This is a genomic window from Sphingomonas sanguinis, assembly GCF_019297835.1.
In the GTDB taxonomy this organism is placed as follows: Bacteria; Pseudomonadota; Alphaproteobacteria; order Sphingomonadales; family Sphingomonadaceae; genus Sphingomonas; species Sphingomonas sanguinis_D.
This window is the reverse complement of the sequence record NZ_CP079203.1, coordinates 638,803-654,915: the sequence shown is the minus strand read 5'-3', so window position 1 is coordinate 654,915 and position 16,113 is coordinate 638,803. Positions and strand designations below refer to the sequence as shown.

General features: G+C 66.9%; 13 protein-coding genes. 10 read left to right on the top strand and 3 right to left on the bottom strand.

The genetic code is table 11. The features are described 5' to 3' along the window. Positions 1-30 precede the first annotated feature (30 nt). The 7 genes from KV697_RS02795 (at position 31) to KV697_RS02765 (ending at position 9,704) form a co-directional block, all read left to right on the top strand. Positions 31-2,058: a M13 family metallopeptidase gene (locus KV697_RS02795; RefSeq protein WP_219020017.1), complete on the top strand. Its 2,028-nt coding sequence runs from the start codon at positions 31-33 to the stop codon at positions 2,056-2,058. A gap of 81 nt (positions 2,059-2,139) precedes the next feature. Beyond that, positions 2,140-4,560: a hybrid sensor histidine kinase/response regulator gene (locus KV697_RS02790; RefSeq protein ID WP_219020016.1), complete on the top strand. Its 2,421-nt coding sequence runs from the start codon at positions 2,140-2,142 to the stop codon at positions 4,558-4,560. A gap of 39 nt (positions 4,561-4,599) precedes the next feature. Continuing rightward, complete coding sequence (locus KV697_RS02785) at positions 4,600-4,950, top strand: response regulator (protein WP_056435315.1); 351 nt, start codon at positions 4,600-4,602, stop codon at positions 4,948-4,950. A 79-nt stretch (positions 4,951-5,029) separates the two neighbouring features. After that, entirely contained in the window at positions 5,030-6,751 is a 1,722-nt protein-coding gene (gene ilvD, locus KV697_RS02780; protein ID WP_219020015.1) for a dihydroxy-acid dehydratase, read from the top strand. Next, positions 6,738-7,124 (top strand): hypothetical protein, encoded by a 387-nt coding sequence (locus KV697_RS02775; RefSeq protein ID WP_257575564.1) that lies wholly within the window; start codon positions 6,738-6,740, stop codon positions 7,122-7,124. The genes ilvD and KV697_RS02775 overlap by 14 nt, the downstream gene beginning before the upstream one ends. Next, a complete protein-coding gene (locus KV697_RS02770) occupies positions 7,121-8,503 on the top strand; it encodes an NAD(P)H-hydrate dehydratase (RefSeq protein ID WP_219020013.1) in 1,383 nt (460 codons plus the stop codon). Before KV697_RS02775 ends, KV697_RS02770 begins: the two co-directional genes overlap by 4 nt. Positions 8,504-8,507: 4 nt before the next feature. Next, positions 8,508-9,704 (top strand): class I SAM-dependent RNA methyltransferase, encoded by a 1,197-nt coding sequence (locus tag KV697_RS02765; RefSeq protein ID WP_219020012.1) that lies wholly within the window; start codon positions 8,508-8,510, stop codon positions 9,702-9,704. Here the strand turns inward: KV697_RS02765 and truA are convergent. Further along, the gene (gene truA, locus KV697_RS02760) at positions 9,686-10,435 is read right to left on the bottom strand and encodes a tRNA pseudouridine(38-40) synthase TruA (RefSeq protein WP_219020011.1); all 750 of its coding nucleotides are present in this window, start codon (positions 10,433-10,435) and stop codon (positions 9,686-9,688) included. The genes KV697_RS02765 and truA overlap by 19 nt on opposite strands. Beyond that, a complete protein-coding gene (gene fmt, locus KV697_RS02755; RefSeq protein ID WP_219020010.1) occupies positions 10,432-11,337 on the bottom strand; it encodes a methionyl-tRNA formyltransferase in 906 nt (301 codons plus the stop codon). Before fmt ends, truA begins: the two co-directional genes overlap by 4 nt. A gap of 54 nt (positions 11,338-11,391) precedes the next feature. Here fmt and recR point away from each other — a divergent pair, with 54 nt between their 5' ends. The 3 genes from recR to rmuC all read left to right on the top strand — a co-directional run bounded on the left by recR (position 11,392) and on the right by rmuC (position 14,102). Continuing rightward, a complete protein-coding gene (gene recR / locus KV697_RS02750; RefSeq protein WP_219020009.1) occupies positions 11,392-11,988 on the top strand; it encodes a recombination mediator RecR in 597 nt (198 codons plus the stop codon). Between the two features lie 45 nt (positions 11,989-12,033). Beyond that, the gene (def, locus tag KV697_RS02745; RefSeq protein ID WP_219020008.1) at positions 12,034-12,555 is read left to right on the top strand and encodes a peptide deformylase; all 522 of its coding nucleotides are present in this window, start codon (positions 12,034-12,036) and stop codon (positions 12,553-12,555) included. Positions 12,556-12,647: 92 nt separating this feature from the next. Continuing rightward, positions 12,648-14,102, top strand: a complete 1,455-nt coding sequence (rmuC, locus tag KV697_RS02740) for a DNA recombination protein RmuC (protein WP_219020007.1) — start codon at positions 12,648-12,650, stop codon at positions 14,100-14,102. A 209-nt stretch (positions 14,103-14,311) separates the two neighbouring features. Here rmuC and KV697_RS02735 read toward each other — a convergent pair whose 3' ends face one another. Then, entirely contained in the window at positions 14,312-15,919 is a 1,608-nt protein-coding gene (locus KV697_RS02735; RefSeq protein ID WP_219020006.1) for a phosphoenolpyruvate carboxykinase, read from the bottom strand. Positions 15,920-16,113: the final 194 nt, after the last annotated feature.

Sequence of the window (16,113 nt, the reverse complement as noted above, 5' to 3'; positions counted from 1 at the left end):
CGGAGGGCCATTTTTGTTTCGGAGAGAATGATGAAGAGTTTGGCCATCGCCGCGCTGCTCGGCGCGACCGCGATCACGGGTGCCGTGGCGCTGAATGCGCAAGATCGTCCCGCTGCCGCTAGCGGCCCGACCTATGGGCGTTTCGGCTTCGACGAGAAGGGCATGGACAAGTCGGTTCGGCCCGGCGACGACTTCTATGCCTTCGCCAATGGCGAATGGGCCAGGACGACCGCCATTCCGGCCGACAAGTCCAGCTATGGCGCGTTCGACAAGCTGGCCGACCTGTCGCGGGAGCGGACCCACGCCATTCTGGAACAGGCCAAGGGCCAGCGGAACCAGATCGGCACGGCCTACGCCACCTATCTCGACAGCGCCGCGATCGAGGCCAAGGGACTTGCACCGATCCAGCCCTGGCTGAACCGGATCAAGGGGCTGAACGACAAGTCGGGCTATGCCGCCTTGCTGGCCGAGGCGGATCGCAACGGCGTCGGCATTCCCTTCGGCTCGGGCGTCGGGCAGGATGCGCGCCAGCCCAATCTCTACACGGTCGGCCTGCGCCAGGCAGGGCTGGGGATGCCGGACCGCGACTATTATCTGAGTGACGACCCCAAGCTTGCCGCCGCACGTGCCGCCTATCAAGCGCATCTCGCCAAGATGCTCGCCATGGCGGGCGAAGCGGATGCCGAGGCGCGCGCCCAGGCGATCGTCGCCTTCGAGACGGAGATCGCCAAGGTCCACTGGACCCGGATCGACAGCCGCGACCGGACCAAGACCTATAACAAGATGACCGTCGCCGACCTGGCGAAGACCGCGCCGGGCTTCGACTTCGCGACCTATCTGAAGGGCGTCGGCACGCCGGTCGACACGCTGGTCGTGGCGCAACCGACGGCGGTCACGGGGATCGCCGCATTGATCCAGTCGACGCCGGTCGCGGTGCTCAAGGACCAGTTGCTGGCGCGTTCGCTCGACGAGTTCGCGGATGTCCTGCCCGCCAAATTCGATCAGGAGCAGTTCGCCTTTTACGGCACCGTCCTGTCGGGCACCCCGCAGCAGCAGGAGCGCTGGAAGCGTGCGGTCGACTTCACCAGCCGCGCGCTCGCCGACGAGGTGAGCAAGGTCTATGTCGCGCGCTATTTTCCGCCCGCGACCAAGCTGGCGGCCGATGCGCTGGTGAAGAACGTGCTGGCTGCGATGGGCAAGCGGATCGACAAGCTCGACTGGATGGCGCCGGAAACCAAGGCAAAGGCCCATGCCAAGCTGGCCGCCTTCACCCCCAAGATCGGCTATCCCGATCGCTGGAAGGATTATTCGGGCCTGAATATCGTCAGCGGCGACGCCTTCGGCAACGCACTACGCGCGGCCCAGTGGCGGCATGAAGACAATATCGGCCATCTCGGCAAGCCGATCCAGCGTTGGGAATGGGGTATGACCCCGATGACGGTGAACGCCTATGCCAATTTCGGCATGGTCGAGATCGTCTTCCCCGCCGCGATCCTGCAACCGCCCTTCTTCGATCCGAAGGCCGACCCGGCGGTCAATTACGGCGGCATCGGCGCGGTGATCGGCCATGAGCTGAGCCATCATTTCGACGATCAGGGATCGAAGTTCGATGCCAGGGGCCAGCTGACCGATTGGTGGACGGACGGCGACGTCAAGGCGTTCAAGGAACGGACGGCGGCGCTGGTGAAGCAATATGATGCCTATGAGCCGCTGCCCGGCCTGCATGTGAAGGGTGCGCTGACCCTGGGCGAGAATGTCGCCGATCTGGCGGGTCTGTCGGTCGCTTATGACGCCTATCACGCGTCGCTGAAGGGCAAGGCGGCACCGGTGATCGACGGCTTTACCGGCGACCAGCGCTTTTATCTGGGCTGGGCGCAGGTGTGGCGGCGCAATTATCGCGAGGCGAACCTGCGCAATCGCCTGCTGACCGATCCGCATTCCCCGTCGCAGCAGCGCGCCTGGGTCGTGCGCAATCTCGATCCCTGGTATGCGGCCTACAGCCCCAAGCCGAACGAGAAGCTGTATCTGACGCCGGAACAGCGTGTCCGAATCTGGTAAACGGCATCCGCTTCCCGGCATGGGCCGTCCGTCCGAGGGATCGGGCTTGACCATGCCGGGTTGCCGGATGATGGGTTAGCGATGGCGATCGCGTCCCTCGAAAGATTTCACCCCACCCGCGTTGCGGCCGCCGTATCGGTCGCGAGCGGAGCGGGCGCGGCCGCCCTGTTGTTCGTGGCGATCCGCAGCTGGGTCGTCGCGGCGGGGTTTCTGGCGGCGGCCTTGCTGGCCTTCGGGGTGATCCTGATCTGGCGGATTTTGACGCCCAAGACCGAGCAGACGCGGCGCAGCGTCGACTGGGATTTTGCGCGGGTCGTCGCGGATGCCAGCCTGGACGCGATCGCGGTGACCGACCGGGCGGGGCGGCTGGTCTGCGCCAATGACGCTTATGCCTCGCTTTTCCCGATGATGCCGACCCCGCCGGGCGTGCCGCTGGACGCCGCTTCGGTCGAGGCATTGGCGCAGGCCGGGCGAACCGCTTGGCGTGACGGGCTGGGTCGCGCGGACCGGATCGCGGTGATGGGCACCGAATTGTCGGTGCTGGTGACGCGGGCGGGCGACGAGGCGGACCTGCTCGTCTGGCGCTTCGCCATTGCCGAGGAACAGGATCTAGCCGAGACGGTCGAGCGGTTGATCGGCGGCATTCACGGCGACCGGCTGGGGGCGGCGGGGGTCATGGCCGCACTGATCGCTCCCGATGGGCGGGTACGTGCCGCCAATCGGGTGCTGTGCGCTCGGGCGATGGGCGGCGAGATGATCTCGATCGTCGGACGCGACTTCGCGACCTTCCTGGCGCATGATCCGGGCGGGCAGGTCCGCTTCGCCGCCGAACAGGCCAATGGCGACGGCAAGCCGTTGCGCATCCTGCAAATCCCCTTCGTCGAGGGGGAGGGGACGCCGATGCTGGTGATCCTGCTCGACGAAGAGGAGCAACTGGTCGCACCGGCGGGCGCGAGCGGGGGCAGCCATGTCCGGGGCCTCGTCTCGCTGATGCCCTTTGGTATTGCGCTGGTCGATCGCGACGGACGCTTCATCCAGATGAACTCTGCCTTCATGCGCGCAGCCGGGGTCAGCGGCACCGCGCCGCCGCTCTATCCGGGCGATCTGGTGGTGCGTGAGGACAAGGCGGCGGTCGCCGACGCGATCCGGCGTTTCGCCAGCGGGGCCACCCATTCGGCGGACATGGCGGTGCGGTTGAAGGACCACCCTGAGGAACCCGTCGCGCTGACCATCGCGGGCGCGCGGGGGCTGGGCGAGGCGGCGGTGCTGCTCAGCCTGAAGGACAATTCGGAGGAAAGCCGCTTGAAGCGCGAGGTCGCACAGGCGACCAAGATGCAGGCGGTCGGGCAGCTCGCGGGTGGTGTCGCGCACGACTTTAACAACATCCTGACCGCTATCATCGGCCATTGCGACCTGATGCTGATGCGCCACTCGCCCGGCGACAGCGACTATGACGACATCCAGCAAATCCGCACCAACTCCAACCGCGCCGCCAGCCTGACGCGCCAGCTGCTCGCCTTCTCGCGCCAGCAGACGCTGCGCCCGCAGATCCTGCAACTCCCCGATGTTGTGTCGGAAGTGTCGAACCTGCTCAAGCGGTTGCTGGGCGAGCGGGTGCGGCTGGATGTCAGCCATGGCCGCAATCTGGGACCGGTCCGCGCCGATCCGGGGCAGCTCGAGCAGGTGGTCGTCAATCTCGCCGTGAACGCGCGTGACGCGATCCTGGAGAATGAACCGGCGGGCGGCGGCATCCTGACCATTCAGACGCGGGCGGTATCGATGGCCGATGCCCGCGCGCTCAATAACGATATCCTGCCCGCCGCCGATTACACCGCACTCGTCATCAGCGACAATGGCACCGGCATCCCGCCCGAAATCCTCGGCAAGATCTTCGAGCCCTTCTTCACCACCAAGGAATTGGGTAAGGGCACCGGCCTTGGCCTGTCGACCGTCTATGGCATCATCAAGCAATCGGGCGGCTATATCTTCGCCGATTCACCGCCGGGCGGCGGGGCGAAATTCTCCATCTACCTGCCGGTCCATGCCGCCCCCGCCGTCTCGCCCACCAAGGCGAGCCCCGCCAAGCCTCCGGCCAAGGTGGCTACTCCCTGGGGCTCCGGCACGATCCTGCTGGTCGAGGATGAGGATATGGTCCGCGCGGTCGCCGAGCGTGCGCTGTCGCGGCAGGGCTACACCGTGCTGGCCGCCGAGAATGGCGAGGCCGCGCTGGAGATGCTCGACAAGCATGGCAAGCCCGATCTCCTGATCTCCGACGTGGTGATGCCGACGATGGACGGGCCGACGATGGTCGGGCTGGTCCGCAAGCGCTATCCCGACCTCGCCGTGCTGTTCATGTCGGGCTATGCCGAGGAGCAGCTGCGCAAGTCGATCACGCTGCCTAATGTCGGTTTCCTGCCCAAGCCCTTTTCCGTCCAACAACTTGCTGAGGCGACCCAATTCGCGCTGACGCAAGCAAACGGGCAGGGGCCGGATCGCAACTAGCGGCTGGCGCAGGGCGCAAAGCATGTTATGGCGATAAGGATGACAGAGCCCGTGCAGATCCTCATCGTCGAGGACGAACCCCTGATCGCCATGATGCTCGAGGATTTCCTGGATGTCCTCGACAAACAGGTCGCGGGCACCGTCGACAGTGTCGACGACGCGCTGGCTCGGGTGGCCGAGGGCGGTATCGACGCCGCCATTCTCGACGTCAACCTGCGTGGCGGCCAGAAGAGCACCCCCGTCGCCGAAGCGTTGGCCGAGCGCGGCGTGCCCTTCGTCTTCGCCACGGGCGGCGCGGACGATGCGGTGGACGAGCGGTTCCGTGATCGCCCCCGTCTGCAAAAGCCGTTCACGATGGACGGCGTGGCCAAGGCTCTGGGTTCGCTCTGACACTCTAGGGGCGTGGATTTTCGGCCTGTCGCGAAATTTGCTTGCGTACGGGGGCGGTCTGGCGACATAGGCCTGCGCCATGACACGCCAATTCGACAAATCCCGCTTGCCGTCCCGCCATGTCTCCGTCGGGCCCGAGCGCGCGCCGCATCGTAGCTATTACTACGCCATGGGTATCCAGGAAGAGGATATCGCCAAGCCCTTCGTCGCGTTGGCGAGCGCTGGCAACAATTCCGCTCCCTGCAATACCACGCTCGACGCGCAGGCCGACGCCGCGCAGGCGGGCGTTATTCGCGGCGGCGGGATGCCGCGCCGTTTCAACACCATCACCGTGACCGACGGCATCGCCATGGGCCATCAGGGGATGAAATCCTCGCTGGTCAGCCGCGAGGTCATCGCCGATTCGGTCGAGCTCTCGGTGCGCGGCCACTGCTATGACGCGCTGGTCGGCTTTGCGGGGTGCGACAAGTCGCTGCCCGGCATGATGATGTCGATGCTGCGCCTGAACGTGCCGTCGATCTTCGTCTATGGCGGCTCGATCCTGCCCGGCCGTCATCACGACCGCGACGTGACCGTGGTCGACGTGTTCGAGGCGGTGGGCCAGCATGCGGCGGGCAATTGCCCGCTCCACGACCTGATCGCGCTGGAAAAGGTCGCCTGCCCCGGCCATGGCGCATGTGGCGGCCAGTTCACCGCCAACACCATGGCGTGCGTCGGCGAGGCGATCGGTCTGTCGCTGCCCAACAGCAACATGATGCCTGCGCCCTTTCTCGACCGCCACGGCATCGCCGAGGCGGCTGGCGAGCAGGTGATGGAGCTGATCGCGCGCAACATTCGCCCGCGCGACATCTGCACCCGTGAAGCCTTCGAGAATGCCGCCCGCGTGGTCGCGGCAACCGGCGGCTCGACCAATGCCGGGCTTCACCTGCCTGCCATGGCGAACGAGGCTGGGATCGACTTCGACCTGTTCGACGTGGCCGAAATCTTCAAGACGACCCCCTATATCGCCGACCTCAAGCCGGGCGGCCGCTATGTCGCCAAGGACATGTATGAGGCGGGCGGCGTCTATATGCTGATGAAGACGCTGCTGGCGGGTGGCTTCCTGCACGGCGACTGCATCACCGTGACCGGCAAGACGCTGGCCGAGAATATCGACGAGATCACCTGGAACCCCGACCAGAAGGTCATCTACGACGTGAAAACGCCGCTCAGCCCGACGGGCGGCGTGGTCGGCTTGCGCGGTTCGCTGGCGCCCGAGGGGGCGATCGTGAAGGTGGCGGGCATGAAGCGCCTCCAGTTCGAGGGCATTGCGAAGGTCTTCGATTGCGAGGAAGAGGCCTTCGCCGCCGTCGAGGCGCGCGCCATCACCGAGGGCACCGTCGTCGTCATCCGCTATGAAGGGCCGAAGGGCGGTCCGGGCATGCGCGAGATGCTGTCGACCACGGCGGCGCTCTACGGTCAGGGGCTGGGCGAGAAGGTCGCCCTCATCACCGACGGGCGTTTCTCGGGCGGCACCCGCGGCTTCTGCATCGGCCATGTCGGTCCCGAAGCGGCGGACTGCGGCCCGATCGCGCTGGTCGAGAATGGCGACACCATCCGCATCGATGCCGAGGCGGGCACGATCGACCTGCTAGTCGAACCCGCCGTGCTGGACGAGCGCCGCGCGCGCTGGACCCCCCGCGTGAACGATTATCAGGCCGGTGTGTTGTGGCGCTATGCCCAGAATGTCGGCCCCGCGCATCAGGGCGCGGTCACGCACCCAGGCGCCAAGTCCGAGCGCCATGTCTATGCGGATATCTGATCCGCGGTGGCTGGCTGGCGCCTTGGCGCTGGCCGGGTGCTCGGGCAGTGAAGCGGATCGGCAGGTGGCGGCGCAGAACAGCCCCACCGCCGAGCAAAAGCCGGGGCTGGCGATCGACTGCGCGCTGGCCGGAGCCGGGGCCTTCACCCGCGATTGCACGGTGGAGCAGTCCGGGGCTGGCGATGCGGTGATCCTGACCGTGCGCCACCCCGATGGCGGCTTCCGGCGGCTTCAGGTGACGCAGGATGGTCACGGTGTCGCGGCCGCTGACGGAGCGCAATCCGCATCGGTATCGATCGCCGGAGACCGGCAGATCGAGGTGGCGGTCGGTGGCGACCGCTACCGCCTGCCCGCCACGGTGGGAACGCCGTGACCCCCCTCGACGGACTTGGCGTACTGACCGCTGCCGAGATGCGTTCGGCGGAACAGGCCGCGATGATCGGGGACGTGACTGAGGCGAGCCTGATGGATCGCGCGGGTGCTGCAATAGCGCAAGCGGTGGCACGGCTTGCTGCGGGGCGTGAGGTATTGGTCCTGTGCGGGCCGGGCAACAATGGCGGCGACGGCTATATCGCCGCAGCGGAACTCAAGCGGCGGGGCCTGGCGGTACGCGTCGCCGCCAGCGAAGCCCCCCGCAGCGACGGCGCCCGCCGGGTCGCCGCATTTTGGCCGGATGCGGTCGAAGCGCTCGAACGGGCCGAACCTGCGCCGGTTCTCGTCGATGCGATTTTCGGCACGGGGCTGTCCCGATCGCCGTCCGCGGTGGTGGAGCACGCACTGGCCCGACTGACTGACGCGGCCTGGCTGCGCATCGCAGTCGATCTACCAACCGGCATTGCGACGGATACCGGCAAGGTGCTGGGAAAGACCCCGCGCTTCGACGTCACGCTGGCGCTGGGGGCGGTGAAGCCGTCACACCTCCTGCAACCGGCGGCCAGCCTGATGGGGCAGGTCCGCCTGCTGGACATTGGCGTGCCGACCAAGTCGTCGGCTCGCATCCTGGCGCGGCCGATATTGCCCCAGCCGGATGCGACCTCGCACAAATATAATCGCGGCATGGTCGCCATCGTAGCGGGAAGTATGTCGGGCGCCTCCGAACTCGCGGCGCTTGCGGCCTTGCGGGCAGGCGCGGGTTATGTGCTGCATCTTGCTTCGGGCGACGTGCACGCCTCGGCCGCGCCCCATGCGATCGTCCGCCGGAATTATACGGCCGACGCGCTGAACGAGGATCGCATCGGCGCAGTTGTGATCGGTCCTGGCTTGGGGCGGGATCGCGACGCCTCCGACCGGCTCGAAGCCGCGCTCGCCAGCGGACGGGCGCTGGTCATCGACGGCGACGCCCTTCGCCTGGTTGCGGTCGAGACGCTGGCGATGCATGACGGCCCCAAGATCCTCACCCCGCATGGTGGGGAGTTCACCCATCTGTTCGGCGAGGTGACTGACGACAAGCTCTCGGCCACCCGCCGCGCCGCCCGGCAAAGCGGGGTGGTCGTCGTCCACAAGGGCGCCGATACGGTCATCGCCGCGCCCGACGGCCGCGCGATCCTGTGCCCTGAGGCCAGCCCCTGGCTGTCCACTGCGGGCACCGGTGATGTGCTGGCCGGAGCGATTGGTGCGATGCTCGCGGCGGGGCTGGAACCGCTGGCCGCTGCGGAGGCGGGCGTCTGGCTTCACGCCGAGGCAGCGCGGGCCTGTGGCAAGGCTTTCATCGCGGACGACTTGGCAGACGCGCTTTCCGCCGTCAGAGGCTGATCGTATGAGCGATACCATCATCCGCGTTGCCGCCCGGGGCGACGGCGTGACCGCGACCGGCCGCCACGCCGCCTTTGCCGCCCCCGGCGACACCCTGTCGGCCGACGGCAGCGTCGTGCCCGGCCCGCACCACCAGCCCCCTCCCTGCGGCCATTTCCCGCGCTGCGGCGGGTGCCAGCTCCAGCATCTGGACGATGAAAGCTATGCGGGCTTCGTCACCGACCGCATCGCCTCGGCCCTCGACGCGCAAGGCTTAACCGCGCCGTTGCGTGCCCCGCATCTCTCGCCCTCGCACAGCCGCCGCCGCGCGACGCTGCATGCCGAGGCGAAGGGCGGGCGCGTGCTAATCGGTTTCTCTGAGGAAAAGAGCCACGCCATCGTCGACATGGCCGAGTGCCATATCCTTCACCCCACGCTGTTCGCGCTGGTCGCCCCGCTTCGCGCGCTGCTCCAGCGGCTGGGGTTCAAGCGGCGCGGCGACGTGCATCTGGCGCTGGCCGATCAGGGGGCCGACATCCTCGTCACCAGCTTCTCGCCCGATGGACTCGAAGCGGCCGAGACGATCATCGCCTTCTGCCAACGACACGGCGTTGCACGTTTCTCGGTCGATGACGGGCTGGGCGCGGAAACCCGCTGGGAGCCCGAGCCCGTGACGATCACCTTGGGCGGTGTCGGCGTTCCCCTGCCGCCCGGCGCCTTTCTACAGGCCACCGCCGATGGCGAGGCGGCTCTGGTCGCCGCCGTGCGCGAGGCGGTGGGCAATCCCCGCACCACTGCCGACCTGTTCGCTGGCCTCGGCACCTTCGCGCTGGCGCTGCCGGGCAAGGTCTATGCCGCCGAGGGCGCGCGCGATGCGATCCTGTCGCTGAAGGGCGCGGCGAATGGCGCCGGGAAGATGGTCTTTGCCGAGCATCGCGACCTGTACCGTCGTCCGCTAACCAAGGCGGAGCTGGACCGGTTCGACGCCATCGTCCTTGATCCGCCGCGCGCGGGTGCTCGGGATCAGGCGGATGCCTTGGCGAGCACCGAGGTAAGCGCAGTGGCCTATGTGTCGTGCAACCCGTCCAGCTTCGCACGCGACGCCAAGGCGATGATCGATCAGGGGTGGCAGCTCGACTGGGTGCAGCCGGTGGGGCAGTTCCGCTGGTCGACCCATGTCGAGCTGGCCGCGCGCTTCTCGCGTCAGCCTTCGTCCGGGTAATCCGCCGCCACGAAGAACAGCCCATCCGACGGCGCGTTCAGCCCCAGCTGCGCGCGGTCGCGAGCGTTGAGCGCCGCCTCCACATCGTCGGGCGACCAGCGGCCCATGCCAACCAGCGCCAGGCATCCGACCATCGAGCGCACCTGATGATGCAGGAACGAACGCGCGGCGGCCCGGATGAACAACCGATCCCCGTTCCGCTCGACCGAAAGAAGGTCGAGCGTCCGCACCGGGCTGTCCGCCTGGCAATGAACCGAGCGGAAGGTCGTGAAGTCATGCCGCCCGACCAGCCGCGCGGCGGCGTCCGCCATGGCGGCTTCGTCGAGCGGCTGCGGCACCTGCCACGCCAATCCGGCTTCATGGGTCAGCGGCGCGCGGCGATTGACGATGCGATATTCATAGGATCGCCGGATGCACGAAAAGCGCGCGTGCCAGTCGTCCGGCACCGTCACGCAATTCAGCACCGCGACCGGGTTCGGCCTGATCCGCGCGTTGATCGCCTCCATCAGGCGGAAGGGGGCGATATCCCTGGCGATGTCCACATGCGCGCGCATCGCCAGACCGTGCACGCCCGCATCGGTCCGTCCTGCGGCGTGAACCGCGGTGCGCTCGCCGGTGACGGCATGGACGGCATCCTCCAGCGCCTGTTGAACGCTGGGGCCATGCGACTGGCGCTGCCAGCCCATGAAGGGCCGCCCGTCAAACTCGACCGTCAGCGCAAATCGCGTCAAAGCCGCGTCCCCGCCGGGATGGCAAAGCCGCGCAGCAGATCGTCGGCGGTGGATACGCCGCGCCCGGCACGCTGCACCGTGACGGGCCGTAGCGCCCCTTCGCCACAGGCGATGGTCAGATGGTCGTCCAGCACCTCGCCCGGTGCGCCCTGGCCGTCGGTCAGCGTGGCGGAGAGCAGCTTGATACGCTCGCCCTGATATTCGAACCAGGCACCGGGCGCGGGGTGAAAGGCACGGACCTGTCGCTCCAGTTCGATCGCACTTTTGGCGAAGTCGAGCCGCGTCTCGGCCTTGTCGATCTTGGCGGCATAGGTGACGCCCTCGACCGGCTGAGGGCGGGGCGGATAGCGTTCCGGGTCGGCCAGCACCTTGACCATCAGCTCGGCCCCCATGATCGCCAGTTCGTCGGTCAGTTCGCCCGTCGTCTTGCGACCGACCGGCGTCGAGCCCTCCAGTCGAACCGGCCCGGTGTCCAGCCCGGCCTCCATCTGCATGATGCCGACTCCCGTCACGACGTCGCCCGCCAGGATCGCACGCTGGACCGGTGCCGCCCCCCGCCAGCGTGGGAGCAGCGAACCATGTACATTCAGGCAGCCGAGGCGCGGCGCGTCCAGGATCACCTGGGGCAGGATCAGGCCATAGGCGGCGACCACCGCGACATCGGCGTCCAGCTCGGCAAAGCGTGCCTGCTCCTCGGCAGAGCGCAGCGACACGGGCGTCATCACCGTGATGCCCAATTCTTCCGCCCTCTGCTGCGCAGGCGAGGGCACCAGCTGCCGTCCGCGCCGCCCGCCCGGACGCGGCGGCTGGCTATAGCTGGCGACGACCTGATGCCCGGCCTCGACCAGCGCTTGCAGAACCGGGACGGCAAAGCCCGGCGTACCCATGAAGATGATCCGCATGGCAACGCCTCTCTGCGCTGGCGGGACGGCGCGCAACCCCCTATCTGTTCACACATGGCATCCCCCGAGATCGAGGCGCTCACCCAGGCGCTGGCGCGTATTCCTGGCCTTGGCCCCCGATCGGCGCGTCGCGCGGTCCTGCACCTGCTCAAGAAGCGGGAAGCGGCGCTGGTGCCACTGCTGACCGCGCTGGGGGCGGTCGAGGAGCGGCTGGAGACCTGCTCGACCTGCGGCAATATCGACACTGCCAATCCGTGCGCGATCTGTGTCGACCCCAGGCGCGATGCGGGCGCGCTGTGCGTGGTGGAGGAGGTCGCCGACCTCTGGGCGCTGGAGCGGTCGCGGCTGTTTCCGGGGCGTTTCCATGTGCTGGGCGGGCGGCTCTCGGCGCTGGAGGGCGTGCGACCCGAGGACCTGACGATCGACGCGCTGGTCCGCCGGATCGAGGGTGGCGGCGTCGACGAGGTCGTGCTCGCGATGAACGCCACTTTGGAGGGACAGACGACTGCCCACTATATCGCCGAGCGGATCGAGCGTTTCCCGGTGCGTGTGACCCAGCTGGCCCATGGCCTGCCGGTCGGTGGCGAACTGGACTATCTGGATGAAGGCACGCTGGCCCAGGCGTTGCGGGCCCGGCGGCCGGTGGTCTGATCCGCTGGCTTGACGGTTCCGGTCGCTGACCGTAGCGAAATCGTCATGGCCATTCTTCCGATCGTCGAAATTCCCGACCCCCGCCTGCGTCTTGTCTCCAAGCCCGTCGAGACGGTGGATGATGGCGTCCGCCAGCTCGTCTCCGACATGATCGAGACCATGTACGACGCGCACGGCATCGGGCTGGCCGCGATCCAGATCGGCGTCGACCAGCGCATCCTCGTCATCGACCTTCAGGAGGAAGAGGATGAAGAGGGCAAGCCGGTCAAGAACCCCAAGGCCTATATCAACCCCGAAATCCTGTCGGTCAGCGAAGAGCTGTCGACCTATAATGAGGGTTGCCTGTCGATCCCCGAGCAATATGCCGAGGTGAAGCGCCCCGCATCCTGCCGCGTGAAGTGGCTGAACGAAAAGGGAGAAGCGCATGAGGCGGAGCTCGACGGGCTGCTTGCCACTTGCATGCAGCATGAGATCGATCATCTGAACGGCGTGCTGTTCATCGATCATGTCAGCCGGTTGAAGCGCGACATGCTGATGCGCAAGCTGAACAAGATGCGCAAGGGCTGACCTTTCCCGGCGCGGCCGGTCGAATGACCCTGTTCGACCGGCTTCGTTCGTTCTATGTTCCGACCTGTCCCTTAGTTTGACAGGTTGTCGAAATGCCCGAATTGATCGCCGTTGCCATACTCGCCCTGTTGCTGGGGGGCGTGGTCGGCTGGCTGGCCGCGCGGCGAAAGGCCGATGGCCTGGCCGCCGAACTGGCGACCGCCAGGACCCGTGCGGGGGAAGTGGAGCCGCTGCGCGCCGCCCGCGACGCCGCCGAGCGCGATCGGAGCGAGGCGCTTCAGGCGCTGGCCGAACTACGCGGCCGCGCCGCCGATCTCGATGTCATCCGGGCGGCACGCGACGCCGTCGAGGCCGAGCGCAACGCCGCGCATCGCGAGCTGGCCGAATTGCGGGCTCGCGCGCAGGAGCGCGAAACGGCCCATGCCCAGACGCTGGAGGCGCTGGGGCAGGCACGCGAACAGATCAACGCCCAGTTCGGGGAAGCCGCCGCCCGCGCACTGGAAGTCGCCCAGCGCCAGTTTCTGGAACGCGCCGAGGCGCGCTTCCGCCAGTCGGAGGAGGCCTCCGGCCAGACGCTCAAGGCGCTGCTCGATCCCGTTCACCAGCGGCTCCAGCGCTACGAGGAAGGCGTGCGCAAGGTCGAGGACGAACGCCGCGACGCGTTCGGCGAGTTGAAGGGCCAGATCGAGGCGATGCGGATCGGCCAGGAACGCGTCTCGGGCGAGGCAGCCAAGCTGGTCAATGCGCTGCGCAACGCTCCCAAGGCGCGGGGGCGCTGGGGCGAGCAGCAGCTTCGCAACGTGCTGGAGAGCTGCGGTCTGTCCGAACACGCCGATTTCCAGACCGAGGTCAGCGTCGATGACGGCGAGGGCGGCCGCCTGCGCCCCGATGCGATCGTGCGCGTCCCCGGTGGTAAGGCGCTGGTGATCGATGCCAAGGTGTCGCTCAACGATTATCAGGATGCCTTTGGCGCGGTCGATGAGCCCGAGCGGCAGTTGGGGCTGGCACGCCATGCCGCCGCGATGCGCGCGCACGTCAACGGCTTGGGCAACAAGAGCTACTGGAACCAGTTCGAGGACGCGCCGGACTATGTGATCATGTTCGTCCCCGGCGAGCATTTCCTGTCGGCGGCGCTGGAGAATGATCCTACGCTTTGGGATTTCGCGTTCGAAAAGCGGGTGCTGCTGGCGACCCCGACCAATCTGATCGCCATCGCGCGTACGGTCGCGTCGGTCTGGCGGCAGGAGAAGCTGGCGCAGGAAGCGCGGCAGATCGGGATGCTGGGCAAGGAACTCTATGCACGCCTCGCCGTCATGGGTGGTCATGTGTCGAAGCTGGGCAAGAACCTCGATACCGCGATGACCGCCTACAATGCCTTTGTCGGCAGTCTGGAAAGTCAGGTGCTGACCAGCGCCCGGCGCTTCGAGACGTTGAATATCGACACCGGCGGTAAGAGTATCGATTCGCCCCCTATTGGCGAACAGGCGATACGGCCGCTGACCAAGTTGATGCCGGTTGCGGGTGTGGTCGATGTAGAGACGGAATAGGTAGGGCTCAGGTGTCGCTCGGCGCGAGCCAGGTTTTTATTCCTCCCCTGCAAGGGGAGGGGGACCATGCGTAGCATGGTGGAGGGGTGTCACCCTATCGAGAGCGGGACACCCCTCCGTCAGGCCTGACGGCCTGCCACCTCCCCTGCAAGGGGAGGAGTGAGGTTTGACGCATCGGGAGGCGTTCGCTTGAAACGCCTCCCCCGTCGTCAGGCCGCGACCGTGACCTTCGGCGCCGCAGCGCGGACGCCTTCGTCGACATGGTCGGCGAATTGCTGGAAGTTCTCGTTGAACAGGCCGACCAGCTTGGCCGCCGTCGCGTCATAGGCGGCCTTGTCGGCCCAGGTGTCGCGCGGGTTGAGGATGGCCGCATCGACGCCGGGGACCGAGACCGGAACCTGGAAGCCGAAATTCGGATCGGTGCGGAATTCGACCTGGTTCAGGCTGCCGTCGAGCGCGGCGTTGAGCAGCGCGCGGGTCGCCTTGATCGGCATACGGTTGCCGACACCGTACTTGCCGCCGGTCCAGCCGGTGTTGACCAGCCAGCAGTCGACCCCACCCTTGGCGATCCGCTCCTTCAGGAGGTTGCCATAGACCGAAGGATGGCGCGGCATGAAGGGCGCGCCGAAGCAGGTCGAGAAGGTTGCGTCCGGCTCGGTCACGCCGATCTCGGTCCCCGCGACGCGGGCGGTGTAGCCCGAGAGGAAGTGATACATCGCCTGTTCGGGCGTCAGCTTGGCGATCGGCGGTAGGATGCCGTACGCGTCAGCCGTCAGCATCACGATGTTGCGCGGCACGCCGCCCATATTGTCCTTCGACGCATTGGGGATGAAGTCTATGGGATAGGCGCCCCGGCTGTTCTCGGCCAGGCTGTTGTCGTTCAGGTCGAGCTGGCGCGTGACCGGATCCATGACGACGTTTTCCAGCACCGTGCCGAAGCGCTTGGTCGTGGCGAAGATTTCCGGCTCGGCCTCGGGCGACAGGCGGATCATCTTGGCATAGCAACCGCCTTCGAAATTGAAGACCGCCGTGTCCGACCAGCCATGCTCGTCATCGCCGATCAGCGTCCGGCTGGCATCGGCCGACAGGGTCGTCTTGCCGGTGCCCGACAGGCCGAAGAACACGGCCGTCGAGCCGTCCGCGCCCATATTGGCCGAACAGTGCATCGGCATCACGCCCGTCGTCGGCAGCAGATAGTTGAGCAGCCCGAAGACCGACTTCTTCATCTCGCCCGCATAGCGCGTGCCGCCGATCAGGATCAGCTTTTCGGTCATGTTGACCGCGATCACCGTCGACGAGCGGCAGCCATGACGCGCGGGGTCGGCGCGGAAGCTGGGCAGGTCGATGATGGTGTATTCGGCAGCGAACTTGCGCAGCTCATGCTCTTCGGGACGAACGAGCATCGTGCGGATGAACAGATTGTGCCAGGCGAGCTCGGTCACGACGCGCACGCGGACGCGGTGCTCGGGCTGCGATCCGCCATACAGGTCCTGGACGAACAGGTCTTCCTTCTGGCCGAGCGCGGCGAAGAAATCGGCCTTCAGCGCGGCGAAATCGTCCGGGCTCATCGGCTTGTTGGTCTTGCCCCACCAGACGGTGTCACGGGTGGTGTCGTCGCGGACCATGAACTTGTCCTGCGCCGAACGGCCGGTGTGCTCGCCCGTCTCGACGACCAGCGGGCCATCGGCCGATAACTTGCCCTCACCGCGAGCGACGGCGGTTTCGATCAGCCGTGCGGTGACGAGGTTCCAATGCAGGGTGGCGCGGGTCTCGATCCCCTGGGCCTGCAGACCGATCTCCGGAATCCGTTCGTTCATAAGAGCTTCCTCGTTCCCCAAGGCGGCGGGTCCTGACGGCCCGGCGCTGTTTCACCGCACGCGAATACGTATGCGTTGGATCGTCCCATACGCCATTTGTTTAACACGTCAAACACGCTGTATGGCGAAGATGGTTGAGCCGTGTCTCACTTTGGCCTAACCGAGGGCCATGGCGGTCTTTTCGCATGACTCGG

Excerpts from the sequence above, each read along its gene's own strand:
- KV697_RS02795 (WP_219020017.1), top strand. The coding sequence starts at position 31 with ATGAAGAGTTTGGCCATCGCCGCGCTGCTCGGCGCGACCGCGATCACG.
- KV697_RS02790 (WP_219020016.1), top strand. The coding sequence starts at position 2,140 with ATGGCGATCGCGTCCCTCGAAAGATTTCACCCCACCCGCGTTGCGGCC.
- KV697_RS02785 (WP_056435315.1), top strand. The coding sequence starts at position 4,600 with ATGACAGAGCCCGTGCAGATCCTCATCGTCGAGGACGAACCCCTGATC.
- ilvD (WP_219020015.1), top strand. The coding sequence starts at position 5,030 with ATGACACGCCAATTCGACAAATCCCGCTTGCCGTCCCGCCATGTCTCC.
- KV697_RS02775 (WP_257575564.1), top strand. The coding sequence starts at position 6,738 with ATGCGGATATCTGATCCGCGGTGGCTGGCTGGCGCCTTGGCGCTGGCC.
- KV697_RS02765 (WP_219020012.1), top strand. The coding sequence starts at position 8,508 with ATGAGCGATACCATCATCCGCGTTGCCGCCCGGGGCGACGGCGTGACC.
- fmt (WP_219020010.1), bottom strand. The coding sequence starts at position 11,337 with ATGCGGATCATCTTCATGGGTACGCCGGGCTTTGCCGTCCCGGTTCTG.
- recR (WP_219020009.1), top strand. The coding sequence starts at position 11,392 with ATGGCATCCCCCGAGATCGAGGCGCTCACCCAGGCGCTGGCGCGTATT.
- def (WP_219020008.1), top strand. The coding sequence starts at position 12,034 with ATGGCCATTCTTCCGATCGTCGAAATTCCCGACCCCCGCCTGCGTCTT.
- rmuC (WP_219020007.1), top strand. The coding sequence starts at position 12,648 with ATGCCCGAATTGATCGCCGTTGCCATACTCGCCCTGTTGCTGGGGGGC.
- KV697_RS02735 (WP_219020006.1), bottom strand. The coding sequence starts at position 15,919 with ATGAACGAACGGATTCCGGAGATCGGTCTGCAGGCCCAGGGGATCGAG.